This is a genomic window from Flavobacterium resistens (genome assembly GCF_900182645.1).
Classification (GTDB): domain Bacteria; phylum Bacteroidota; class Bacteroidia; order Flavobacteriales; family Flavobacteriaceae; genus Flavobacterium; species Flavobacterium resistens.
Map to the genome: position 1 here is coordinate 1 of NZ_FXTA01000003.1, position 26,618 is coordinate 26,618.

Here is a 26,618-nt window from a genome sequence, read left to right on the forward strand (position 1 = left end):
GGAGCGCCAGGCGTACCTGCTGGCCCAGGAGCTCCTACTCCAGAACCTACTCCTACTTCTCCGTCTTTTCCATCTACTCCATCTCTTCCGTCTCTTCCGTTAATTGGAGTCCAACTTCCATCAGGGTTCTGAACATATACAATTTTTGTTTCAGTATCCGTATAAATCTTGATGTCTTTTCCGGGAGCGCCAGGCGTACCTGCTGGCCCAGGAGCTCCTACTCCAGAACCTACTCCTACTTCTCCGTCTTTTCCATCTACTCCATCTCTTCCGTCTCTTCCGTTAATTGGAGTCCAACTTCCATCAGGGTTCTGAACATATACAATTCCTGTTTCCGTATCCGTATAAATCTTAATGTCTTTTCCAGGAGCGCCAGGCGTACCTGCTGGCCCAGGAGCTCCTACTCCAGAACCAACTCCTACTTCTCCGTCTCTTCCATCTACTCCGTCTCTTCCGTCTCTTCCGTCTCTTCCGTTAATTGGAGTCCAACTTCCGTCAGGATTCTGAACATATACAATTTTCGTTTCAGTATCCGTATAAATGTTGATGTCTTTTCCAGGAGCGCCAGGCGTACCTGCTTGCCCAGGAGCTCCTGCTCCAGAACCTATCCCTACTTTTCCGTCTTTTCCATCTACTCCATCTCTTCCGTTTCTTCCATTAATTGGAGTCCAACTTCCGTCAGGATTCTGAACATATACAATTCCTGTTTCCGTATCCGTATAAATGTTGATGTCTTTTCCAGGAGCGCCAGGCGTACCTGCTTGCCCAGGAGCTCCTGCTCCAGAACCTATCCCTACTTTTCCGTCTTTTCCATCTGCTCCAGTTAAACCTTGAATACCTTGATCTCCCTGGTCACCTTTTAAACCTTTAATATCCAAAACCGTCAAAGCGCCTCTTTCATCAATATAAGTAATAGTACCAGCCACTTTATCCTGTGAGATGGATGTCAAAGTCTCTTCAAACGGATCTTCATTTTTCCTTCCCAAATCTTCTCCTGTTGCGAGACGAACCCATCTATCCACATACCAGTAGTAGTAACCAGGATGCACTCCATCTGTACCTTCAGTAGTAGCAGTATTAAAAACAAATAAGCTGTTTACGTTTCCAGCAGTTATCGTTGTTTTATCAACGATACTTTTTAATGCAACTCTGGGAAATAAGACCCCTCTATCAGTTGCTGTAATCTCCAATTGAGTTGAAGGATTAGGTGTTTTATTCCCTATTCCTACTTGCGCATTTGCGGTAAGACCTAAGCCCGCAGAAAAAAGAAAATAAAGTAATTTTTGATTCCTGTTTTTCATGTTTTAAATTTTGATTATACTATATATCTGAAGCATAAAAACTCAACATACACCATTCTTCAACTATATCTAATCGATTTACAATTAATGGATTATGAATTAAATTTTCAATTTCACTTCAAGAACTACTTTTGATTTAACGAGGCAAAATTAGGTCAATCGTACCTGTCGGCTATTTCCAACTAAGACCAAAAAACATACAAAAAAGCCTTTTCTCTCATTCGTCATTTTTTCCTCAAAATCGATTACATTATCTTAAACCAACAAATTGAATATTAATTCAATAGGAGATACTTAACTATTACTATTACCTATAATAATTACACCTATATATGTGATTCATATAATAAGTAAAGGGAGAAAGAACTTCAACTGCATAGATTAACTAATGCAGACAAACCAACTACACTAATTATAACAAGAGTCTATAAATACAATTTGACTTATCACTATGTTTTTTCGTCTCATTTTGAACAATTTGTGTTTTTAATAGCATTTATCTTTGCGATCGAATTAAAGTCAAAACAAATAATACATCTCTAAAAATTAAGCACTTAAAAAAACATTGCTTAGAAAAGATTATGAAAAAAGTCATTCAACAAAATAGCGCCGACCTAGAATGGATTTATTCTCTAGCTTCGCAACTTGGTGGAAAAGTTGAAGGGAATTATATAGTTGTTCCCGAAGAAATTCGCACAGGAAATAACTATTTTCTGAATTGTGGAGAAGGAATCGTGTCATTATATTCAGATGTAACCTACAATAAAGATTTTTGCATAACCCAAAAAAATCTTAAAAATGACTTTGTAGGACTTTATTTTAACCTATCACAATCTGAAACAAAACTATCATTTGGAGCAAATTCAAATATGATGGGATCTTGGTTCTATAATTTATCTCTGATTGACAGCTCATTAGAATTTCAATATAATATACAGAAAGGAAGCAAGGTTTTTATTTTTTGCATATTCATAAAAAAAGAAATAATAAAATCATTCTTAAAGAAGAATATTTTATTTAGAAAAAAATTGGATTTGTTGATGGATCCTACGCAAAATACTTTCATTCATATGGATAGAATGAGTGATGAAAGTTTTCATATTCTTATGAATCTTCAAAAACAAAAAGTAGATGATCCTCTTTTTAATCTTCATATGATTGGAACCACTAATCTATTGATGTCGAAATATTTAAAAAAAATAGCAAAAAATATTATTATCAGTCAAGTCAATGAAGTTGACCTATTAAATATTATTGAATCTCAACGTTATTTAATCGAAAATCTTGAAAAAAGCTTTCCAGGTATAAAATTTCTTGCCTACAAAGCACACATGTCTGATTCTAAATACAAACTATTATTCAAAAAGATTACGGGTTCGCCTCCAAATGTTTTTTATTTAAATAATAAACTATTTAAAGCAAAAGAACTAATTGACGAAAAACAGCTAACCATAGGAGAAATCTGCAAACAACTGAATTTTGGAAGCGCAACGTACTTCGCCGCAAAATTTAAATTGAAATTTGGAATTCTACCAAAAACGTATTCACAACAATTATAATATTATGCTAGAAATAAAACATCATTATTCCCATAAAACGGAATGGTTTTCAGACGCATCAAAACAAATTGGAGCTACTTTATTAAACAGTAAAATATCTGTATTTCCTCAAAATATAGCACAGGGATCATCGTATTACTTGCCAATTATAGATGGAATATCAGCTGTATTGTTTGACGCAAAATTTAAAAAAGATGTAGTTATCAATAGACATGAATCAGATGATGATTTGTACATCTTGCACTTTGATCTGAGCAACACAATCAATCCTTTGAATTTAATAAATTCAAAAAAAGAATCCATAAATTCAAAATTTAAATCTGGATTTTCTGTCCTACACACTTCATTAGGAAGCACTTTTAGGCCAAAAAAAAACCAACGTGTATATGTTCTTCGCATACTAATCGAACAAAAAAAACTGATAAATTATATATCTGAAAAGAATAATTCTTTGAAAAATATTGAGAAGAAAATTTTATTTTACAATACTCTTAATGCTAATAATAAAGTATTGATTAATTCTCTTAAAGAAAAATCTATGTTCGATGTTGGTTTTGATTTATATTTTAAAGGAATATCATTAAAAATATTAGCAAATTTCATAGACACTTATTCTCATCCCGTTAAGGATGAAATTCGCAAAATCGAGCAAGAAGCTATACAGCATGCAAATGATTACATGCTAAATAATTTATACGAAAATTTCCCTGGAATTTTATTTTTATCCAGGCTTGCCAAAATGTCTAAAACAAGATATAAAACTTGTTTCAATAAAACCTATAAAGATAGTCCGTATAATTTTTTTAACAAGCAAAAAATGATCCTTAGTAAGCAATTACTTAGTGGTGGAAATTTTTCTTCTACAAATGAAATTTCTAAAATATTGAACTTTTCAAAGCACAGTTATTTTATAAGTAAGTATAAAAATTACTTTGGAAGAGATCCTTTGATTGATTTAAAAAGAAAAAATATAATTAATAATCTATAAATAATCTTTCGATGTTAAGATGATTTTATTGCTACTAGATAGCAATACATAAAATTTGCTTATTAAATAAAATAAAAATTAAACATGAATTACAACAATAAATCCAGTCAATATTTTAGCAATGTTAGAGTTGAAATGCTAAAATATTTACCTAAAGATTCTTCTAGAATATTAGAAGTTGGATGTGGTAGAGGTTGCTTTGGAGCATCACTTAAAAAGGAGAATAATAGAGAAGTTTGGGGATTAGAATTAATGCCTGAAGAAGGTAAAGAAGCTAAAAAAGTATTAGATCGCGTATTAATTGGTAAATGTGAAGACCTCCTCAATGACCTTCCTGATAATTATTTTGACGCAATTTATTTCAACGACGTACTTGAGCATTTATTTGATCCATATTCTTTATTAAAAGAAATTAAAAGGAAACTTACTGATAAAGGTGTAGTAATTAGCTCAATTCCAAATATTCGATATCATAATGAATTTAGATCATTTTTATTTAAGAAAGATTGGAAATACGAACAGAAAGGGGTTTTAGACTTTACTCACATGAGGTTTTTTACTGGAAAAAGTATTCAGAAAATGTACAAAGATGCCGGATATGTAGTCAACACACATGAAGGCATAAATAAAACAAAATCATTAAAACCTTATTTCTTAAATATTTTATTTCTTTTTACTCAATTAGATATTTTTTATGTCCAATATGCCACTGTTGCTTCAAAAGCACAATTATAAAATTCGATTATTAAAACGGTTTTATTAGAGAAAGGAATTTTTGTTTCAAAAAAAAAACGCCAAACGGATCATAATAGTTTATCCTTCTTGGGGCAAACAGAAAATAAACAAGTGCAAAACACACAGAAATGGCAATTAAATTATTTTTATGGAAATTACCCCAACAATAGATCTTACTTACTTTACAAAACTGCTTTAATAATACAAAAAAAGCAAAAATGTCAGTCATCGGTTATACTAAAAATTTCTAATATACCTTTAGAAGACATTCTGCTGTTGAGTATTTAATAATCAAAGAATTTCAAAATAAACATCTTATTACGCGATAGATTCTATTGTCCTTTTTTTATTCAAATAAGATAATGAAATATAAAGTATGAAATTAATTCATTAAAGCAACAGTAACCAAACAGAATACTGATCAGTTAATACTATCCAAATATTTTACATTAGAAAGAATAATGCCTTATAAAAATTATGAAACTCTGTATGAAGAAAAGGCGCATTGGGAAGGCTTTTTTTTATAATTTGTGTTTTATTTCCTGGTTTGCTTTTAAGATGTGTTTTTAATTCTTTAACAATCTCAATTCTTGTTTTTGTGTCATCCATCAAGATTAAGCTATTTATTTCTTCCAAAAAAGACAAACTCCCATACAGCTGTCTATTAAACAAACAAACTAAAATACTACTGACTTTTATATCTAATTTTAAATACTCTATCATTTCAAATTTATCGTAAACAACAAATATAGAACGATCAAAATCTCTTGATTTGTTTTCGTCTTGAAGCAAAAAAGGACTTTCAAAAAAATCAAATTCATCCTTAAAACTTCTCTTAAACATCTTTAAAAAAGATCCTTTATTATCACGAACTAAAACACTTTCCTTTTTCATTTTTTCAAACTCTAAAATCGTTTCCTCACCTTTTTCTCTATCATTAAAATATTTTATTTAACTAAAAATAAATTTAATAAAATACAGTACAAAGATATTGAACATTAAAAGTGAAAAATACCGCGATAAGTCATAAAAAAAGCAAAATAAGACACATCTTTAACCACATAAATAACTAACAATTAACTATTTACAGACAACTCTTCTTTATAATCAGATCAATTGTTATAGCACTAGACAAAATAGCTATTTTTTCATTTTCATGTGAACAATTCGTCTTGATATTAACATTATATTTATCTGATGTTTTAAAGAGTCTTTTTATTGCTGTTGCCCATTTTTTATCAATTGTACCAATTTGACTCTTTGAAGAATCAATGACAATAAAACTCCTTTTTTTCCTGTCGCCAATTATCTCAGCAATCACTTCGTCAGTTGCATTTAAAATTTTAAAAGAGTACTTAAAAAAACTAATCTTCTTTTTAATTCTTCCTATTTTTTTTCCAGAAGAATCGCTGATTATAGTTTTTGATATTAAAGATATTCCCTTACGAGATATTGAAGCTTCTAGCTGTCCATTTGTACTCCTAATTTCGAGCATAAAAGGCAACATTGCTCTTCCCAATACAAATTTTAATATTTTTTTTCTAAACGTTTGTTTCAATTTAATCGAACCGACACCTTCTTTTTTGCTGTTAAATATTTGGTAGCGGTTATGATAACTTTTTTTTTCTTGAATAAAATAATTGCTTGCTTCAAAAAAATCTGAATTCATATCTATTTTTTTGTAACTGACTTAGTATATCTGTTGCAATAAAAAAGCTAATATTTTTTTCAAAGATATATTTGGAAATTTTTGATTTGATGAAGCGTTTAATTTCATTCTGAGATATAAGTTCACCGAAACTGCAAAATAACATCGACAAAAAATAATTTGGTACTATTTCAACAAATAAAATCTTCAAAATAAATCTTGGTTGCTAATACAAAAAGTCAAAATTTAAAATTCATCACACTTTAATAACTTTTGTTACATTACTTTCTACAAAAGCAATTAATTCCCTCATATCTCGATTTTGATTATACTTATTGGAGATTGAAATAATATAATTATTTTTTTCTTTAACATACAAAAAGAAAAAATCCTTTGTCAAAATCGCCTTATCAATGTGACTCCATTTATGAGTAAATTCCCCTAGAGGAGAATAAACATATATCAAAGAATTAGTAAAATTAAATTTGTATTTACTTATAAAATTGTCGAATTTTAAAAGTCTTTTAGTAAGATCAAAAAAGACTTTTCCAATTGTATCTACAAATGAATACTGAAACACAAGGAATAATATAATTAAAATCAAATTCCTTGTGATCAATATTATCAGATCTGTATTATTGTCTAAGTAAAAAAGATTTAAAAAAATAAAAAAAATAAAAAGCACAGTAAAAGAAAACCGTACCCTTTCTTGAAACAAACTTTTGAGATACATTTTATTCAACTTCCGGATCTCAACAATATTCAATTTAAATTCAACAGAAAAACTAGCTATATTCATAATTATTTATATCCTACTATTTATTAGCCAATCAGTTTTATCATAATTGATATAAACTAAATAAAAAAAAACTTTGCATTAAAAGAGAAAATTTCTTGTTATTACTTTACTTGCAAAGTCTGGAAACTAAATACGTAGATTTAAACATGCAAATTTCTTCTGAAAACAGATTTTTTTTCGCCAATAAAAGTTTTAAAATTGACAAATTAGGGCATAAATAAAAATTACAGAACACATCATCTAAATCACTACTGGAGTTGCCTTGAATTTTGCCACAAAAAGCTAAGACGATTTTTCAAAAATATTTATGCAAGATTTGAGTTAGATAATTAATTCCAATGAAGATTGGAATTAATTATCTAACTCAAAATATTTTTTAAAAAAGGGTGTACTATTTTGTTGCAACCAATTCCATTATCTTATCATAAATCGCCGTATTTTGATACACTCCCATGAACTTATTAGCTCCAGGTCCATAAGCAAAAACAAGAACAGGAATAGACGTATGATCATTTGTACTGAAGCTTCCATGTACATATCCTTTTTCGATACTTCCATCAATAAGAGATAATCCGCCAGTTTCGTGATCGGCAGTTACAATTAAAAGTGTTTCTGGATTTTTGTCTACAAATTCCATTGCCTGTCCAACCAACTTATCAAAATCCAGCATTTCGCGAACCACATATTCTACGTTATTCTGATGTCCACCGTAATCAATCTGCGCTCCTTCCGCCATGATGAAAAACGGATTTTTTGTTTTCGAAAAAGTGTTGGTTGCTTTCGCTAAAGACTTGGTCAAAAAGTCTCCTCTTCCATTTTTTATAGAAACCACTGCTGCATCTTCCAAAACAACAAATCTGTTATTTTTGATGGTATCTAAACTGGAGAATTTATCTGAAAATGTATATCCTTTTTCGATCAATACTTTAGACAAATCTTTACCATCTTTTCTAGAGATAAATTCTTTTTGTCCGCCTCCAATCAAAATATCCGAGGGGTTTGCCAGGAAATCATTTGCAATAGGTTCGCTTAAACTTCTTTCTGGCTGATGTGCATAAAATGCTGCTGGAGTTGCATCTGTAATATTTCCCGCAGAAATAATAGCGGTTTTATAATTTTTAGCAGCCAACTGTTTTGTGATCAATTCCAAAGGTTTTCCATTTTCATCTACGCTGATAAAACGATTTTTGGTTTTGTGTCCCGTTGCCATTGCCGTTGCTCCCGCTGCCGAATCCGTAATGTAACTGTCCGAAGCTTTTGTAATAGAAAATCCTTGAGTTGGAATATTAAAAAGACTCAACTGACCTTTATTAGCTGTATATCCAGAATAAATCTGCGTTAATCCCATTCCGTCTCCAATTAAGAGAATTACATTTTTTGGACGTTTATTTTTGAAGGCATTTTTTGGAACGTAAGCCTGATGAAATTCTGTATTCTGGAAAAATGTGGTTTTGATATTGTTGATAAATTGTGTCAACTCTGTTACTTTATCTGTTCCGATAAAATCGACTTTCAAGTTCATCAAAGTCATATACGTATTCACATTATCTTGCGTTGCCCAAAATCTTACTTTTTTATTTTGATCGTGAACTTTCTTAATAATCGCTTGAATTTTTTCAGCATCTGGCTGCGTCAGAACGCCTTTTCCATTCCAAACCGTGATTTCTTTTAAATCTTCACTGATCATTTCAACTTTTGCCAATTGATCTGCTGTATAATTTTCATTCAGCCTTCCATCAAAATAAATGAAATCTGGATATTCTTTCCAAAGAGACGGCAAAGGTCTGTTTCCAGAAATCACCACTTTTATGTTTTTGTTCGAAATAATATCTGGATAAGTTTTTAACTGCTGTGTGATTGTTTTTAAAGTTGAATCAGCATCCGACTTGATATCGATCATTAATATCAAAGGTTTATTACTCGGATATGCTTTTCCACCAAGACTTTTTAATTTAGAAGAAAGCGGTTCCAAATACATACTTTTTAATGTATTCTGAGAACTGATTTCTTTAGAAGTATGCGCGACAAACAATTCGTTATTTACTAAAAAAACATCGGCTTCGATAACGCCTGTTTCATTTGAATAAGCGCCATAAAAAGGCAATTTACTTTCGTAATCGTTGTGCGAATGAATGTTGGAAGAAGTGTATTCCTGTGCTTGCGCGAAAAGGAAAAACTGAAGGCAAAAAAGGGTGATTATTTTTTTCATCGAAAATAAATTAAATAGCAAAAAGCTGTAGGTAACTTCTTGATATGTTTTGAAACAAAAAAAGGTTTTAATATTTTTTTACAACTGCAGTCTCCTGACAAAGACTGCAGCGCAAAAAACTAAAAAAACACAATGAAATTATTGATTACCAACCTTGGTTTTGAGTCAAGGCACCTTTACTCACTGCAATTTCGTCTGGTGGTATTGGCCAAACATGGTGTATTGCAGGATTAAAATTACGAGCAGGATAAATTACACTTCCATCATAATGATGTAATGGTTTTGCATAAGTATCTTTTGCATCTCCCCAACGCACCAAATCGAAATGACGATCTGTCCATTCTCCTGCTAATTCGCATCTTCTTTCTCTTTTTAAATCAGTTAATGTTGCTCCAGAAAGATCCGTAAGACCTGCGCGACGACGGATCATATTGATTTCTGTATCTGCATTTTGACCTTTCATTAATTTCGCTTCCGCTAACATCAAAATCACATCTGCATAACGCAAAAGCGGAACGTTTAAAGCTGTTGAAGGTTTATCTCCATTTGCATTTACATAACGAATATCAACTCCGCCAGATGTAGTTTTAGGATAACTGAATGGCTCCATATATTTCTTAAACTGATAACCTGTTCTGTTACTTGAACTTACAACATATTTTCCTTCATTAAAAGTTACTGTTTCTCCAAAATAAACAAACTTGTCTCCTTTTTGTAAAATTGTAGCGCTTCTTCTCTTATCATTCGCAGCGTAAGTATCAAACAATTCTTTTGTAGGATAGAAATTTCCCCAGCCGTTGTAAACTCCCCAGCCTTTATCTTCCAAACAAACTCCAGGGAAAATAGATCCTAAAGAAGTATTTTGTGCACTTGAAGTTACTGACCAAATATATTCTGTAGACCAGTTATTGCTGATTTTAAACACATCTTCAAAATTGTCCAACAGTTTGTGTTTACCGCTTGCAACAATCATATTAGCATATTTTATAGCATTATCCCAATCTTTTGCATACAAATACGTACGAACCAAATATCCCCAAGCTGCAGTTTTATGAGCGCGCCCATAATTGTCTGGAGACAACTCATTGAAATAAGGCAGTAAATCGGCTGCTTTGATTAAATCAGCTGCGATGTAAGCATAATTTTCTGCCACATTTTTAGCACGAGGAACATAAACGTTTGTTGGGTTTGCTCTGTCCTGAATTGGAATTCCAGCACGATCATCCCCATAACGATAAGCCAATTCTAAATGCATTACCGCATGATTAAAATAAGCTTCTCCTAGCATTCCGCTTTTTGTTTTTTCATCCAAAGAAATATTCGGAATGTTACGAATTACATCATTACAACGTTTCATGATTTCGTAGTGAATTCTCCAAATATCTTTTGTATCCGATTCAGCTCCATCTACAATAAAATTCTTAATACGCTCTGCATTTTGTCTTGGTTTTGTTCCAATATCGTCGCTGGCATTATTTAACCAAAAGAAACCACGACCATACATATTATCATCAGAATACAAAGCGTATATTGCATTCACTCCTGCCTTTGCATCTGCTGGAGTTTTCCAAAAATTTCCGCTTGAAGGAGCTCCCTGCGGTACAACATCAAGTTCACTTTCACAAGCCGAAGTGCCAATTAAAAGTACAAAACTCAATAATAAAAGACTTATTTTTTTCATTTCAATTGTTTTTTATTTTTTAAAAAGTTGCATTAACACCTGTCATGTAAATACGTGAAAGCGGATATTTTCCTAAATCCATTCCGAAACTTCTAAGACCAACTTCAGGATCCATTCCAGAATATTTTGTGATTGTAAATAAGTTTTGTCCCGAAATAAAGAATCTCAATTTCGCTTTTCCGTTCAACCAGCTTTCATTTACTGTATAACCAATCGAAACATTTTTCAATCTTAAGAAAGAAGCATCTTCAATATACAAATCAGAAATACGTCCGAAATTATTATTATTGTCTGTTGACGAAAGAACTGGCACGTTTGTATTCGTATTAGTTGGTGACCATGCATCTTTAGATTCAGCAAGTAAATTATAACCTGGAAAAGAAGCATTTAAACCTGTATATTTCACTGCATTGAAAACACTATTTCCTGCCGCTCCCGTAAAGAAGATATTCATATCAAATCCTTTGTATCTGAAATTACCATTTAAGCTGTAAGTTGTTTTTGGAAACGGACTTCCTAATACTACTCTATCGCTGTTGTTAATAACGCCGTCTCCATTTTCATCTTTAAATTTAATATCTCCAGCAACTGCATTTGGCTGATACATAACACCATTTGAGTTTACATACGCTTTTGCTTCAGCATTACTCTGAAATAATCCGTCAGTTGCATATCCGTAGAAAGCACCAACTGGGCTTCCAACTTGATAAATATTTGCTAAAGGTAAACTACGAACTCGGCTTAAACCTAGCGGTTCCAATGAACTTAAATCGTCTTTAATAGAAACAATTCTATTACTTAAGAATCCTGCGTTTCCTGTAATATCAAATTTAAAATCTCCACGTGTTTTTTGGTACGTTAAACTCACCTCGATACCTTTATTTTCAACATCGCCAGAATTCACAATTCTTCCTTGTGGGGTTCCAGAAACACCTGGCAATTGGTCACGAACCAACATATCTTTGTTCTTTTTAACATAAGCATCAACAGATCCTACTAAACTATTGTTCAGCATTGTAAAATCTAAACCAATATTGGTCTGCTCAGAGCTTTCCCATTTTAAGTTAGGGTTTGATAATTCGCTTTCTGCATAGCCGTAATTGATTGATGGTGTAGCTCCAATTAAAGCTTGAGTTTGTGACAAAGGCACACTAAATTGATATGGTCCAAGGTTTCCTAAGTTTCCAATTTGCCCCCAGCTTGCACGTAATTTTAGACTGTTTACAATTGGCTCCAAACCTTTCATAAAACTTTCTTCAGAAATTAACCAACCTGCAGAAACAGAAGGATATACTTTCCAACGATTTTCTTCTAATAATTTTGAAGTTCCATCTCGACGAATGATTCCTGATAATAAATATTTTTGATTGAAATCGTAATTAATTCTTCCTACATAAGAAGAAATAATCTCATCTGATTTTCCTGCTCCTGTTTGCTGAATTAATTTTGCATTCAGCAAATAACGTTGTGACGGATCTTCGTTATCAAAACCAGTTCCTTCAACTGTATAAAAATCTCTTTTAGTTTCTTGGAAAGTATATCCAGCTAAAGCTTTCAAATTGTGTTTTCCAAATGATTTTTCGTAAGAAATAGTCTGCTCGCTCAATAAATCGGTAACTGTCATATTTTTCAATGTCAATCTATTGAAATCGAATATTTTTCCAGGTTCCGTAACTTTTACAGTAAAATCTGTTGCGTTATCCTGAATTCTGGTGTAACCCCAGTTAGATTTTACTTTTAATCCTTCAACAATTTCCCACTCTGCATACGGATTGATCAAAATGGTAGAAATTGGATTTTTATTATCTAATCTTTTCAAATATGCCACCGGATTGATTACGTCTCCGTAAGAACCAATATATTTCTCAGGAACACCACCAAATTGTCCAGAACCATCTTCTCTATAAATCGTTGCATTTGGTGGATACAAAATTGCTGCTTGAATTGCTCCTGTGTACGAACTTGAAGTATTAGCCGTTTGACCATTTGTTAAAGAGTATGATAAATTTTCTCCAATAGTAAAATTATCAGCCAGTTTAAAAGATGAATTTGCCCTAACAGTGTAACGTTCTCCGTAAGTATTCAATAAAATACCTTCATTTTTTCTATAACTTCCAGAAAGGAAGAAATTTGTTTTTTCTGTTTTTCCGTTTACAGAAAGAGATAAATCCTGAATTTCTCCTGTATGGAAAATTTCGTCCATCCAGTTTGTTTTTGTCGTTCTTGCTGTTGGTTCAAAAGCAGGGTCAAATGCCGGAATTCTTGGTAAACCTGCATTATCTCTTGCTAGATTCATAGCATCAGCATATTCTGCAGCATTTAGAACCTCTAGTTTTTTTGCTACATTTTGAAAACCACCTTGATAATTTACATTTACATTAATTTTATCAGAAATTCCCTTTTTAGATGTAATTAAAATTACACCTCCAGAAGCCCTCGCGCCATAAATTGCTGCAGAAGCCGCATCTTTCAAAACGCTGATCGAAGCAATATCATTTGGATTTAAAGTATTTAAAGATCCGCTATAAATAATTCCATCTAAAACAATTAAAGGTGTTTCAGCATTTAAAGATCCAATACCACGAATATTGATTGTTGGTGAAGAAGTTGGATCACCACCATCATTAATAACTGTAACTCCCGCAACAGTTCCTTGTAATAATTCGGCAGCATTGTTGTACGTTCTGCTCGCTGTTTCTTTCATCGAAACCGAACCTACAGCTCCTAAAACTTCATTTTTTTTCACACTTCCGTAACCCATTACGACTACTTCTTGAAGTTGTTTTACATCGGCTGCTAATTTTACAGTAATATTTTGTGAGCTAGTTACTTTTATTTCTTGATTTAAATATCCAACATAAGAAAAAACAAGCGTCGCTTCCGAAGCATTGATTTCCATTTTGAATGTTCCGTCAAAATCTGTTGCAGCTGTCGCATTAGAACCCTTATCTTTAATTCCAACACCTGGCAACGGCATATTATCGTCTCCGCCATAAACAGTTCCTGAAATAATAAGTTTGTTTTGGTCTGCTACTTTTTGATTTTTCTTAATTACGATATTATTGCTCAAAATTTCATATCGAAGTGTAGCGCCACAGATTTTATCTAACGCCTGTTCTAGCGTTACATTATTGAGTTTTAAACTTAATTTCTGATTTGCATTGACTTGGCTGCTTTCGTACATAAAATGTACATCAACCTGATTTTCAATTTTTTGAAATATATTTTTTATACTTTCATTTTCAACTTTCAAAGTTACTCTTTGATTAATGTCAACATTCTCGGCATTTACTGTCACCGCCGCAAAAAACAAAGCCATAAACAGGAATAATTTCATTCCTATTGTCCTTATGCTCTGGCACTTTACGGCAGACCGCATTTGTTTTTCATTCATAATTTTTAGATTTAGTTTAATTGTTTTGTTTATTGAGTTTCTACGTAGTTTATTTTTGAATTATTCTATTTTATAAATTCCTGAATCCATTTTATAATTGGCATTGATGATATTACAAACCAGTCCAATTACCTGATCGGCAGGCATTTCTTTAAAATATCCACTTATTTTTAAAGCATTTAAATTTTTGTTTTTGATTTCAATTGCAACATTATAATTGCGATTTATTGTGGCAACAACTTCTGTCAGCGGTGTTTCTTCAAAAACCATAATATTTTTTCGCCACAACGAGATTGTGTTTACCGGAATATCCTTAAAAGCCTGAAGTTTATTATCGTGTGATTTAAAAACCACTTTTTGTCCTGGCGTTACATATACATTTTCCTCAGTAACAGTCGATTTCACGTTTACTCTTCCCGTCATTACCGAAACTTCTTGCGTTCTTTGGTCTGGATAAGCCTGAACATTAAAACTGGTTCCGAGTACTTTTGTATCCATTTTATTGGTATGAATTATAAAAGGATGCTTTTTGTCTTTGGCTACATCAAAAAAAGCTTCTCCGCTTAAGTACACTTCTCTAGTGCCTCCTTTAAATGCTGTAGGATATTTTAGCACACTTCCTGCATTTAGCCAGATTTGTGTTCCGTCGCTTAATTTTATTTGAGCGTGTTCACCTAATTTTACTGCAAATTGTTTGCTTTCAACAGGATTTGATGTTTGATAAAAAAACACCGATAATCCGATTAAGAAAATTAAAGATGCGGCAACAGCCCAGTTTTTATATTGAAAAGAAATAACTTTACCCGTATTTTTGATTTGTCTTAATTCTTTTTTTAACTGCGAACGATCGGACTGAATCACTTCCATATTATCAAAAAAATCATCTGTACGATCATACCATTTATTCCACATTTCTTGTCCTTTCGGAGAATACTTTCCGTCTAAGAAATTTTTTATTTCGTTGTTTTCGTTATTTGAATTTTGAGGCATTATAATTTCTTTATGTCTTTAATAGTATGTCTTGGAAATTGAATTTTGAGGTAGGCGCAGAAGGTTACGCTTCTGTTAAGAAAAAAGTGGATTCTTAATCTGAATTTTACTTTTAGTTGAATTCGCCTAAATAGGTACGCATGAATTTTAGCGCATACGTAATATGGTATTTTACCGTTTCGATGGAAACATTCAGTTCCTCAGCAATTTCTTTATTGGTGTAATGTTTCACACGACTTAGAATAAAAACTTCTTTTGATTTTTTAGGAAGCAACATTGCCGCTTCATCAACAGCTTTTCGCAATTCATCATAATAAATAGCATCTTCTGTTGCGTTTTGACTTGTATAAGCCACTACGTTTTTATCTAAAACTTCCTGAATATACTGACCCGTAACTTCGTGAGATTTTATATAATCCAAAGTCATGTAACGAACTGAAGTATAGATATAAGCAGCAAAACTTTTCTGGATTACAATGATCTTGCGTCGTTCCCAAATAGAGGTAAAAACTTCCTGCACAATTTCTTCTGAGATTGCGATTGATTTCATTCTCAAATAAACAAATCGAACAAGTACATCGCGGTATCTAAAATAAAGTTCATCAAAAGCTTTATCCTTGCCCGATTTTAATAATTCGACAAGTTCTTCGTCTGTAAGCTTCTTATACATGATACATTATTTTGGTATGAATAATCAAAAGAAAAGCGCTGGCAGAAACACTTTTTCTGATTTGGTTCTGATAATGTTCGTGTTCTTTAAAAAATGACATATACAAAGTATTGAGTTCTTCTTATATGTCTCCAAAATTAAAACTTGGGGTAGGTCGATTAGGTTACGTTTACATTAATAAAACTATCGCAAAATGAAACATATTATTAACATTTGAAGTCAAAGGTTAGCTGTAAGTAAGTCTTTGGTTTACTTCTTTAACTGAAGGTATTTAATAGATAATCCGCAGCACCAACAACCACTACAAAAAGAAAACAAACAACTGTAAATCAAATAAATACATTTTAAAACAAGTATAAATACTTGCTTCAATATTTAACTTTTGTTTTATTTTTACATCAATAAAATCCTATTCAAAATAGGAAAACATTAAATCAAATTAAAAAGATTTAAAATCGGTAGTTTAATTTCATGGTCAAATCAGTACTTATCAAAAATTGTAACTTTTTAGAATTGGTTTGATATTACACATCTCAAAAATTATTCAAGTTCTGAAGTATTATTAATATTAAAATGAAGTATTATGGCAAATCAACCAATTTCGGGCTATCAGGTAACCGGTACAAATGACATGGCTCTTTTTACGTTAAAAGTTCACCGTGGAGACGGTATGGCACTATTAGGAATGAATTGGAAAAATGGAAAGCCAACTCTTGATTTTGTTGGCTTCTCAATTGAATATATGGAACCAGGCGGTACTAAGTTTTATCCATTAAGAAATAGAATCAGTTTTCCAGATGCAGATAAATCAGATCCTAATGTAAGATATACATTGCACAGTCCGTTGCAAGTCTTTCGTTGGGTACATTTTCCACGTAATCCCGAAATTAAAGGTTTATTTACTTATATAGTTAAGCCCGTATTTATGAATAAAAACAAAGAATTAAGTTATGGTGAATCACAACAGTGTTCTATTGCACTTGCACGAGAAACTTATCCCGATGCACTAAATGTGACATTTACTCGAGGATTTATTTCTTCTCAAGCTTTTGTAGATCGCTATGAGGAAAAAGGAGATATTAAAACTTTACTTCCTGCCAAATCCACAGAGGGACTTGATTTTAAACCTACGCATCCCCTAACTAAAGAGGCTTTGAAATGGATGGGATTTGAAGCATACGATGCCATTTTAAAAGTTTTGGATGATGCTATAAAAGATAAAACTGCAAAAGTTTCGGTAATTGCTTATGACCTGAACCAACCAGAAATTGTGACACGCTTAAAAAAATTAAAAAAGCGTCTGAGAATAATTATTGATAATTCAAAAGATCATGGAGAAGAAGGTTCAGCTGAAAATGAAGCCGAAGAAATGCTAAAAATTACTGCCGGAGATGATCAGGTAATCCGACAGAAAATGGGAAGTTTGCAACATAACAAAACGATAGTTGTTGATGGTACTGAATTTAAAAAAGTAGTTTGCGGATCAACAAATTTATCATGGCGTGGTATTTTTGTTCAAAACAATAATGCCATTATCCTTTCAGGAGATAAACCTGTAGAACTATTTAATGAAGCATTTGAAAATTTCTGGTCTGTTGGTAAAAGCAATGACGTTTCAATGTTCAACCAAACAAAATCTCCTACTTGGCAGTCACTGGACCTGCCTAATATTGATGCTCAAGTAACCTTTTCGCCTCATAGTACTCAAAATGCAGTTCTTCAATCGATCGGTGAGGATGTTGCAACTACTAAATCAAGTCTTTTATATTCAATGGCTTTTCTAGCACAAACAGGAGGGGCTATCAAAGAGGCGCTAACAAAAATTACCGAAGACAAGGAAATATTTGTTTATGGAATTGCAGATAAGCCAGTTGGCGGAATCACTTTGAAAAGCACAGACGGAAATCCACAACCCGTCTCCCCGGCAGTAATAAGTGAAAATATTCCTGAACCTTTCAAAAAAGAACCCGTAGGCGGAAGCGGTATACGCATGCATCATAAATTTTTGGTACTGGATTTTAATACCGATGATGCAAGAGTTTATATGGGGTCTTATAATTTTTCTGGCGTTGCAGATTCAAAAAATGGAGAAAATTTATTATTGATTAAAGACAGAAAAGTAGCAACATCATATATGATTGAAGCACTTAGGATTTTTGATCACTATGAATTCAGGCTTGCAAGATCAAAAGCCGATGCCAAAAACGAAAAGTTAGAACTAAAATTTCCTCCAAAAGACAATAGACTCAAACCATGGTGGGATAAATTTTACTCAGATAAAAGACACTCTAAAGATCGTGAACTATTTTCATAAAACACTTTCTTCATATCAGCTAATTGTTCATTCACTTGCACAGTGAAGTTGTCTCCAATTTTGCCAGAAAAGCTACAAAATTATACGTTTAAATACATAAATAAAATCTGTTATAATTCAAATAGCTAAAAGTTGTTTCATTTTATAATCTGCAACCATTTTTTAAGGTTAAAAAAAGTAAAATTTTCTTTTATCCTCATAATTTTAAAATCGGAATAAAGAATCTCATGTGAAATAAACTCCCAGTATTATGAAAAATCTAACCGCTTTTTTAATCGTCATGCTTTTAGCAGTTACAGCCTGCAAAAAAGATCAGCCAAAAGACAATCAAAACATTGCTGACTCATCGGCATCTTCTGATTCTATAACCGCCATAGCAAAAGAGGCGTGGATCTACGGATATCCAATATTTTATAATTACAAAGCCATTTACGCCAGTGCATTAAACAAAGAAGACAGAGCATATGTTGGTTTTAATAAATTTAAAAGCTTTGCAACGAGTGCTACTCCTGCAGATACTTTGGTAATAACAATAAATAATGATACTCCGTATTCTATGGCTGCTCTTGATGTTTCTAATGAGCCTGTAGTTCTCGAGGTTCCAAAAATTGAAAACGACCGATATTACGTAATGCAGCTCGTAGATTTGTATACATTCAATTACGAATATATCGGAACACGCGTAACTGGAAATAATCCGGGAAAATATCTACTTGCAGGACCAGATTGGAAGGGCGAAACGCCAAAAGGAATTGACAAAGTATTACATTCAGAAACCAATTTAATATTTATAGTCGGTAGAACTCAGCTTCATGATCCGTCCGATGTTTCTAATCTGAAAAGAATTCAAGGACAATACCAACTAATTCCATTACACGAATACACGAAACAGCCCGCTCCGCAGCTTAAAAAATACAACCTGCCACTTCCCTCATGGAAAGAAAGCGATTACGGCTCCTTGGAATTTATCAATGTATTAAATTCATTATTACAATACGCAAGCGAAGACAGTAGCGAAAAAGAACTTAGGGCTCGTTTTACGAAAATCGGAATTGTACCGGGAACTTCTTTTGATAGTTCTAAATATTCGCCGGAAACTATTAAAGCAATAGAAAAAGGAATTGCGGAAGGAAAACAGGAACTAGAAATTACTTTAAATAATCTTAAAGAATTTGGAAACCTTTTTGGTACAAGAGCAGAACTAAAAAACAACTACTTAAATCGTGCCGTTGCAGCCGCAGCCGGAATTTACGGAAATACGAAAGAAGAAGCTGTTTATACCGGAGCAAGTAATGATAAAACCAATCAGCCACTTTCAGGGGACAAAAATTATATTTTAAAATTTAGCAAAAAAGAGCTTCCGGAAGCAAAATACTTTTGGAGTATAACCATGTATAATCTTCCGAAACGTTTTCTGGTTCCAAATCCGATTAAAAGATATTCGATTGGAAATAAAACTAAAGGTTTGAAATATGAATCTAACGGAGATCTGATTATTTACCTTCAAAGCACATCTCCTGGAAAGGATAAAGAAAGCAACTGGCTTCCAACTCCTAAAAATGAAAAATTTATGTTTGTTACGAGAATTTACGGTCCTCAACCTGACGTTATAAACAATGTTTGGAAAATGCCTTTACCTGAAATTGTGAAATAATTACTTAAAAATAAAAACACTTTCGCAAAAAAAAATCCTAATCGTTTGATTGGGATTTTTTTTATGATCGGTCAAACCGAAAAATATTTTTATATAACTTTCTGCTAAACATTAAATTAGAAACAAGTTAAAAACGATTTTTAAGCTTTAATCAATCCAAAATTTTACAACGATTCAAAAAAATCAAAAGCTCTTTTCTCGGCATAAGAATACATTGAATCACGAAGCGGAAAAGCGCAATGTCCTCCATATTTTGGAGTTTCCAGATAAACATATCGGCTGTTTTTTGCAATAGCTCTCGGGTAACATCTTTCTCCTAAAAACGGGTCATCAAGCGAATTAATTATCAAAACCGGAGTTGTAATATTTTCAAGGGAAAATTCAGGAGATACACGCTGATAATAATCATCCTTGCTCTTAAAACCATGCAAAGGTGCTGTAAAATACTGGTCAACTTCATCAAAAGAAGAAATTTTATCAATCTGATCGCTGTTTATAAAATCTGGAAACTGCGCTGCTTTGTATTTCAACTTTTTTTTGATATCAATTGTGAAATTCTTTAAGTAGACTCTGTTAAAACCTTGTTTAAGTACCTCAGCGCTTGTTGCAATGTGCGTTGGTACAGAAATCGAAACTGCGGCCTTTATACGTTGATCAATTTTTGTCCAGCCAAAATAATTCAGCAACTGAACACCTCCCATCGAATAACCAATCAGATAAACCTCTTCAAATCCTTTTTTCAAAACAAACTGCACTACCTCATCAAGATCGTCAACAGCGCCGTGATGATAAAGCCTCGGCAAACGATTCATTTCGCCTCCGCAAGTGCGATTATTCCACGCAAAAACTGAAAAACCTTTTTCTTCAAAATAAGATGCACAGCTATTATTATAAGTTCTTCTAGAATCCCCTTCTAGTCCATGACATAAAATAACAGCCTTTTTTGAATCATTTATAATAAAATCAATATTTATAAAATCGCCGTCATTTAATTCAAGTTTTTCTCTGGTATAGCCAGGAACTTCAAATTTTTTGAACAAAGCGGCATAAATAGTAGAAACATGCCTGTTGCGATGAATAATAGCAGGAGAATCATATTCTGATTGTTCAATTATTGGCATGATTAAAAAAGTTTTTAAGTTGGTTCTTACAAATTTAAGAAATCAATCAATATGTAAATTAATACTGTCTTTTTTATTTCACGAATTCAAAAAAATTATTGGAAAGTATTAAACTCAGATGAAGTTTATTTTTTTTCAAAATACAGATAATTAGTAGTATTGCTGACGTCGCGCAATCTTACCTGAGAATTATTAAACTCAAACAATTTCCAGTTATTGTTTAGTTTACTTAACAAATCCGAGCTAAAAGTTAGTTTTAATTCTCTAACATTATTTTGAACACTACTATCCCACTGACCCGTTTCTGAAGTTGAACCTTTTGTTGCAACTACCGATTTATCACTTTTGAAAACAAACGAATAACCGCTATAAGAAGACGTTTTCTCCGAATCACTGAAAAAATAAGGAATTCCCCATGAACCTTTTGTTATAGCGCCAACAAAATCAAGCGTTATAATATTATTTTCAGGGCAGTAATCAATTGCATATTTTATGGCATTTTCAAAATCTGCATTATTTGAAATTGTTTTAGTCTGATTGTTGTAATCCACTATAGAAATTGGATATTTTAACGAAATATACTGGCTGGCGTTCAAATTTTTGATGAAATTAAAAAAGGCCTGATCGCTTATAATCGTTGTCGAACTTGCAGCTTGATTCGCACTGTTATAAATATTGATTGTGATAGGATAATTAATATTTAATCCATTTATTTTTGATAAAAGGTCCGGATATTGATTCCAATAATCGATTAAGGAATTAAAATCGGCTTCGTTTGGAATATTTTTTTCGATGTAATTATAATACACCATCGTTACCGGAAAATTTATTTTTACAATGTCTGAATCAGAATTGCTTGCATTAATATTATCGATAACTTTTTGATAATCTGCAGCACTGTTTATAGCAATTTGTGCGTTATTCACTGTAACCGTGTAAGGAGGTTTTATAGTACAGTAAGTCGATCCGTCAATTACATTATCCTTAACGGTTTGCACCATTGCAACTCTTTGCAGATAGGAAGTCAGAGGCGAAGAATTTGTTATTGTTCCCTGTGTATTATTACCCTGTTCATCCATTTCACTTTGGCAAGACAATAAGAACAAAAAAACAACTAGAGATAAATATTTTTTTAGCGGAAACATACTTATATTTTTACAAAGGTAATAAAATTTAAAAAACTGTTTTTCAATAAATTCGCCATTAAAGCTTTTAATTTTTCTTTTAAAAAGTGTAATCATTACACGAAAATAACATTTTATGTCTCTATAAAACAATCAGCTTTACTTTTACCCTACTTAAACTAAAAACAAATACTTTTGTACGGTATCAAATCGAAAATTTAAATGCCAACTAAAAACGAATCAAATACTTGCGACGAAATTATTTTTTCGTCTTTTTTTAAAAGCCACATTAAAGCGCTTAGAAATTTTCTTTTTTACAAATTTGGCAATCTAAATCAGGCAGAAGATGTCGCACAGGAAGCGTTTGTAAAACTTTGGCAAAACTGTGCATCTGTACCGCTCGAAAAAGCAAAATCTTACATTTATACGATTGCAAATAATAGCAGTCTCAATGAAATTGCACATCAGAAAGTGGTTTTGAAATATGAAAAAAACTTTACTGGTTTAGATAAAACCAATGAAAACCCAGAATATATTTTAGAAGAAAAGCAATTTCAGTCAAAACTTCTGAAAGCAATTGAAAACTTAAACGAAAAACAACGTGTCGCTTTTTTGATGCATCGAATTGATGGAAAAAAATACAGTGAAATTGCGCTAGAATTAAACATTAGCGTAAAGGCTGTCGAAAAACGAATTCATCTGGCGTTATTAAGTTTGCGTAAAGAAATTGATTTATAAAAGTAGGGTAAATTTAGTTCCAATTGTTTTAATTATACAATACAAGAAAATGAAAAAAAATCGCTTATTAGCAAAATGGCTCAACAATGATTTGTCTCAGGACGAATTAGCTGCATTTGAAGCAAGTCCCGATTTTGAAAAATACCAGAAAATTAAACAGTATACAGATCATCTAGCAATGGATGATTTGGATGAAAACGCTATGTTGTCCAATATTCTGAAACAGAAAAAAGCGACTCCAAAAGTGGTTCCGTTGTACAAAAAGTGGGCTTTCCGAGCGGCGGCTATATTTGTTTTGGCGCTTGGTGTAACGTTGGCGTTTAATTTTTTGACACCTCAGACACAAACAGCAGGTTTTGGCGAGAAAACTACTTTTTCATTGCCTGATAATTCTACAGTAGTACTAAATTCAGGTTCTGAAATAAATTATAAAAAATTAAATTGGAGCAGTCACAGAACTCTTGATCTAAAAGGAGAAGCTTATTTTAGAGTCGCAAAAGGACGCCGATTTGAAGTACATACCAATTTAGGGAAAGTAACTGTTCTCGGAACTCAATTTAACGTTAAAGCCAGAAAAAACAGATTTGATGTCGTGTGTTATGAAGGTCGCGTAAAAGTAAATTATGCAAACACTCAAATTATTTTAACTCATGGTCAAAGTGTTAGTTTTGAAAATAAAAACCAAACGAACACAATTGTAAATGTATCGAAACCTGAATGGATGGATAATCAAATAAGTTTTTATAAAGAAGACATTCGAAGCCTTCTAGATGAAGTTGAAAGACAATATAACATTACAGTGGAATTAAATTCTAAAGATACAACCTCTTTATTTACAGGGAAATTACCTTCCAAAGATTTAAATGTAGCTTTGCATATTATTAGTACAACATATCATTTAGAGGCCAAAAAAGTCTCAGAAAATAAAATAATTTTTGACGAAAAATAAATGTTGCTCCCCAAACAATTTCATTTTTTGTTTTTCCTTTTTTTTCTGGCCCTCAATCTTTTTGCTCAGGGCCAAGGGCAAGTCATGCCTTTTAAAAAGATCATATCTGAAATTGAAAAGCAGCATCAGGTTAGTTTCAATTACACCGAAGATAATATTTCTGGACTTGAATTAATTCCGCCCAAAAAAACACTTTCGCTTGCACAAAAACTAGAATATCTTTCTAAAAAAACGAATTTATCTTTTGAAAATATTGGAAACCAATTCATTAATATTTATAAAAAAAGTGATGAACCTCAAATCATTTGTGGATATGTTTTTTCTAATGCCGATAAAAAACCAATAGAAAACGCCAATATTAATTTAGACGATAAAACGCAAACCAGAACGGATTCAAAAGGTTATTTTGAATTTAAAAAAGAAAATCAAAATACGTTTCTCATCACGCATATTGGATTTGTATCCAAAAAAAATACAATCGGAAATACCGATTCTGAAAATTGTCTTCAACTATTTTTGGAACCTGAAATCACGGAACTTCACGAAATTAAAACCAATGCTATTTTGGCTTCGGGAATTTCTAAAAATGTCGATGGATCGTTTGAGATTAAACCCAAAAAATTTGGAATTTTACCCGGACTTATTGAACCCGATGCTTTGCAAACCATGCAGCAAATTCCGGGTGTTAATAGTATCGACGAAAGCGTATCGAGCATCAACGTTCGCGGCGGTACGCATGATCAGAATTTGTTTTTATGGAACGGAATTCGGATGTACCAAACGGGACATTTTTTTGGTTTAATATCGGTTTTCAATCCCAATTTAGCGCATACGATTTCAATTTATAAAAACGGAAGTTCTGCTTTTTACGGAGAAAGTGTATCCAGTGTTGTAGCAATGTCTTCGACGCCGGAAACCGCTGAAAAAAATTCTTTCAGCGCAGGAATCAATATGATTAATGCCGATATTTATGCGAAATATAATCTTTCGAAAAAAAGTTATATTGAAATTTCAGCCCGAAAATCCATTACTGATTTTGTTGAAACGCCCACTTACAAAGAGTATTTTAATAAAGTATTTCAGAATACCACAATCACTGATTTCTCAAACAATCAAAACGTTGATTATCAAAGCGACAAGAAATTTGGCTTTTATGATGCGACGCTAAAATATGTTCAAAAAATAGGAAACAAAGATCAAATCGTACTTGATTTAATTACGATTAAAGATAATCTGGAAGTTTTTCAAAGTGCGACGGTATATGATATTTTCAGATCAGAAAACAACATATTGCGTCAACAGAATTATGGCGGGAATTTGGCCTGGAAAAGAAATTGGAACAGCTTTAATACCACTAAAATCAATGTTTATAATTCGGCTTATGAACTTTTAGCCAATCAGACTACAACTTTTGAAAATCAAATTGTGATTCAGGAGAATACGGTTAATAATAACGGAGTTAACTTAGAAAACAATCATATTCTGAACTCTAAATTTAGTTTAAATGATGGTTATCAGTTTAACGAAATAGGCATCACTAATTTGGAGGATGTAACCAATCCTGATTTCTATCGTAAAGTTAAAGATGTTTTGAGAACACATGCTTTAATTTTGGAAGGAAAATACAATGACACCATTTCGAGAGTTTATTTTAAAGCCGGAACGCGAGTTAATTATATCGAAAAATTTAAAAAATTCATTCCCGAGCCTAGAATTCAGTTTGGTTATGGAATCAATAAAAGTCTGAATTTAGAATTGCTGGGCGAAATGAAAAGTCAAAATTCCCAACAAATTATTGACTTGCAAAAAGATTATTTCGGAATTGAAAAAAGACGATGGATTATCTCAAACGACTCCACAATTCCTATTCAGAAAAGCAGACAACTATCATTAAACTTATCTTATGAAAAAAAAGGCTGGCTGCTTGATATTGAAAATTTTTATAAAAAAGTAACCGGAATTACAACCTCGAGCCAAGGTTTTCAGAATCAATTGGAATTTGTAAAAACAACCGGAGATTATGAAATCTGGGGAACAGAAATGCTTGTTCAGAAAAAAATGAATCATTTTTTGACCTGGTTGAGTTATACTTACAATCATAATAATTATCATTTTGTTAATTATGAATATCCCGTTTTTCCTAACAACTTTGAGGTAATGCATACAGCAACATGGGCGGGGATTTATGAGAAAAACAATTTCAAAATTGCTTTAGGAACAAAATGGACTTCGGGCCGGCCAAAAACTTCTCCAGACAATTCTCAAATTGATCTTTCTAATCCTACATTGGTATACAATAAACCTAATAACACCAATTTGCACACTTTTGCGCAAGTGAATTTTTCTTCGACTTATAAGTGGGAAGATGCTAATGGAATTCAGTATAAATTGGGCGTTTCCATCTTGAATATCCTTAACCGAAAAAATGAAATCAGCGAATATTATAGAATAAGTTCGCTAACAAATTCTATTGAAGAAGTGGAAACATTTTCACTGCAACGAACTCCTAATGTGAGTTTTAGAGTTTCATTTTAATCTTAATCCTACAAGGTTAAAAAAAAATCTTAGACTTTTTTTACTTTTTTTTTGCAAAATATCAATTCTTAAGGTAGGGTATTCTATCGCAAGACTGTTTTACTATTGAATTTATCAAAATAGTAAAAAATGAAACCCTTCAAAAACCTGAAATTATATCCTCTTGACAGTTCGTAATCCTAAAATTACGGAATAAAATGTCCTTTAAA

At 32.2% G+C, this 26,618-nt stretch carries 18 protein-coding genes and 1 pseudogene; 8 read left to right on the forward strand and 11 right to left on the reverse strand.

Going from position 1 to position 26,618, the window contains the following annotated elements:
* Nucleotides 1-1,301, reverse strand: a pseudogene (locus FN795_RS11480) (hypothetical protein); the annotation flags it as partial.
* A 581-nt stretch (nucleotides 1,302-1,882) separates the two neighbouring features.
* Between FN795_RS11480 and FN795_RS11485 the strand changes: the two are divergent.
* The 3 genes from FN795_RS11485 to FN795_RS11495 all read left to right on the forward strand — a co-directional run bounded on the left by FN795_RS11485 (nucleotide 1,883) and on the right by FN795_RS11495 (nucleotide 4,583).
* On the forward strand, nucleotides 1,883-2,860 hold the full coding sequence (locus tag FN795_RS11485; RefSeq protein WP_142450734.1) for a helix-turn-helix domain-containing protein: 978 nt from the start codon (nucleotides 1,883-1,885) through the stop codon (nucleotides 2,858-2,860).
* Nucleotides 2,861-2,864: 4 nt separating this feature from the next.
* Nucleotides 2,865-3,848 carry a helix-turn-helix transcriptional regulator gene (locus FN795_RS11490; protein WP_142450735.1) on the forward strand — a complete coding sequence of 328 codons (984 nt, stop codon included), beginning with the start codon at nucleotides 2,865-2,867 and terminating at the stop codon, nucleotides 3,846-3,848.
* An 84-nt stretch (nucleotides 3,849-3,932) separates the two neighbouring features.
* Nucleotides 3,933-4,583 (forward strand): class I SAM-dependent methyltransferase, encoded by a 651-nt coding sequence (locus FN795_RS11495; protein WP_142450736.1) that lies wholly within the window; start codon nucleotides 3,933-3,935, stop codon nucleotides 4,581-4,583.
* 444 nt (nucleotides 4,584-5,027) lie between these two features.
* Here FN795_RS11495 and FN795_RS11500 read toward each other — a convergent pair whose 3' ends face one another.
* From FN795_RS11500 to FN795_RS11535, 8 genes are all read right to left on the reverse strand, one after another.
* Complete coding sequence (locus FN795_RS11500; RefSeq protein WP_142450737.1) at nucleotides 5,028-5,477, reverse strand: hypothetical protein; 450 nt, start codon at nucleotides 5,475-5,477, stop codon at nucleotides 5,028-5,030.
* A 190-nt stretch (nucleotides 5,478-5,667) separates the two neighbouring features.
* Nucleotides 5,668-6,252, reverse strand: coding sequence for a phospholipid scramblase-related protein (locus FN795_RS11505; protein ID WP_142450738.1), 585 nt, complete (start codon nucleotides 6,250-6,252; stop codon nucleotides 5,668-5,670).
* Nucleotides 6,253-6,487: 235 nt separating this feature from the next.
* Complete coding sequence (locus tag FN795_RS21650) at nucleotides 6,488-7,030, reverse strand: YcxB family protein (RefSeq protein WP_142450739.1); 543 nt, start codon at nucleotides 7,028-7,030, stop codon at nucleotides 6,488-6,490.
* 391 nt (nucleotides 7,031-7,421) lie between these two features.
* Nucleotides 7,422-9,239: an alkaline phosphatase gene (locus FN795_RS11515; RefSeq protein WP_142450740.1), complete on the reverse strand. Its 1,818-nt coding sequence runs from the start codon at nucleotides 9,237-9,239 to the stop codon at nucleotides 7,422-7,424.
* A gap of 145 nt (nucleotides 9,240-9,384) precedes the next feature.
* Nucleotides 9,385-10,920 (reverse strand): RagB/SusD family nutrient uptake outer membrane protein, encoded by a 1,536-nt coding sequence (locus FN795_RS11520; protein WP_142450741.1) that lies wholly within the window; start codon nucleotides 10,918-10,920, stop codon nucleotides 9,385-9,387.
* Nucleotides 10,921-10,939: 19 nt separating this feature from the next.
* Nucleotides 10,940-14,257, reverse strand: a complete 3,318-nt coding sequence (locus tag FN795_RS11525) for a TonB-dependent receptor (protein ID WP_244289970.1) — start codon at nucleotides 14,255-14,257, stop codon at nucleotides 10,940-10,942.
* 117 nt (nucleotides 14,258-14,374) lie between these two features.
* The gene (locus FN795_RS11530; protein WP_142450743.1) at nucleotides 14,375-15,304 is read right to left on the reverse strand and encodes a FecR family protein; all 930 of its coding nucleotides are present in this window, start codon (nucleotides 15,302-15,304) and stop codon (nucleotides 14,375-14,377) included.
* A 112-nt stretch (nucleotides 15,305-15,416) separates the two neighbouring features.
* On the reverse strand, nucleotides 15,417-15,974 hold the full coding sequence (locus tag FN795_RS11535) for an RNA polymerase sigma-70 factor (RefSeq protein WP_142450744.1): 558 nt from the start codon (nucleotides 15,972-15,974) through the stop codon (nucleotides 15,417-15,419).
* 583 nt (nucleotides 15,975-16,557) lie between these two features.
* Between FN795_RS11535 and FN795_RS11540 the strand changes: the two genes are divergently transcribed.
* Nucleotides 16,558-18,288, forward strand: a complete 1,731-nt coding sequence (locus FN795_RS11540; RefSeq protein WP_142450745.1) for a phospholipase D-like domain-containing protein — start codon at nucleotides 16,558-16,560, stop codon at nucleotides 18,286-18,288.
* Between the two features lie 250 nt (nucleotides 18,289-18,538).
* Nucleotides 18,539-19,942 (forward strand): DUF1254 domain-containing protein, encoded by a 1,404-nt coding sequence (locus FN795_RS11545; RefSeq protein ID WP_142450746.1) that lies wholly within the window; start codon nucleotides 18,539-18,541, stop codon nucleotides 19,940-19,942.
* 164 nt (nucleotides 19,943-20,106) lie between these two features.
* Here FN795_RS11545 and FN795_RS11550 read toward each other — a convergent pair whose 3' ends face one another.
* Nucleotides 20,107-21,063 (reverse strand): YheT family hydrolase, encoded by a 957-nt coding sequence (locus FN795_RS11550; protein WP_142450747.1) that lies wholly within the window; start codon nucleotides 21,061-21,063, stop codon nucleotides 20,107-20,109.
* Nucleotides 21,064-21,188: 125 nt separating this feature from the next.
* Complete coding sequence (locus FN795_RS11555) at nucleotides 21,189-22,208, reverse strand: hypothetical protein (RefSeq protein ID WP_142450748.1); 1,020 nt, start codon at nucleotides 22,206-22,208, stop codon at nucleotides 21,189-21,191.
* 201 nt (nucleotides 22,209-22,409) lie between these two features.
* Here FN795_RS11555 and FN795_RS11560 point away from each other — a divergent pair, with 201 nt between their 5' ends.
* The 3 genes from FN795_RS11560 to FN795_RS11570 all read left to right on the forward strand — a co-directional run bounded on the left by FN795_RS11560 (nucleotide 22,410) and on the right by FN795_RS11570 (nucleotide 26,409).
* The gene (locus FN795_RS11560) at nucleotides 22,410-22,925 is read left to right on the forward strand and encodes an RNA polymerase sigma factor (protein ID WP_142450749.1); all 516 of its coding nucleotides are present in this window, start codon (nucleotides 22,410-22,412) and stop codon (nucleotides 22,923-22,925) included.
* Nucleotides 22,926-22,974: 49 nt separating this feature from the next.
* Nucleotides 22,975-23,874, forward strand: coding sequence for a FecR family protein (locus FN795_RS11565; protein ID WP_142450750.1), 900 nt, complete (start codon nucleotides 22,975-22,977; stop codon nucleotides 23,872-23,874).
* An 84-nt stretch (nucleotides 23,875-23,958) separates the two neighbouring features.
* The gene (locus tag FN795_RS11570) at nucleotides 23,959-26,409 is read left to right on the forward strand and encodes a TonB-dependent receptor (RefSeq protein WP_244289971.1); all 2,451 of its coding nucleotides are present in this window, start codon (nucleotides 23,959-23,961) and stop codon (nucleotides 26,407-26,409) included.
* The last annotated feature ends 209 nt before the right edge of the window (nucleotides 26,410-26,618 follow it).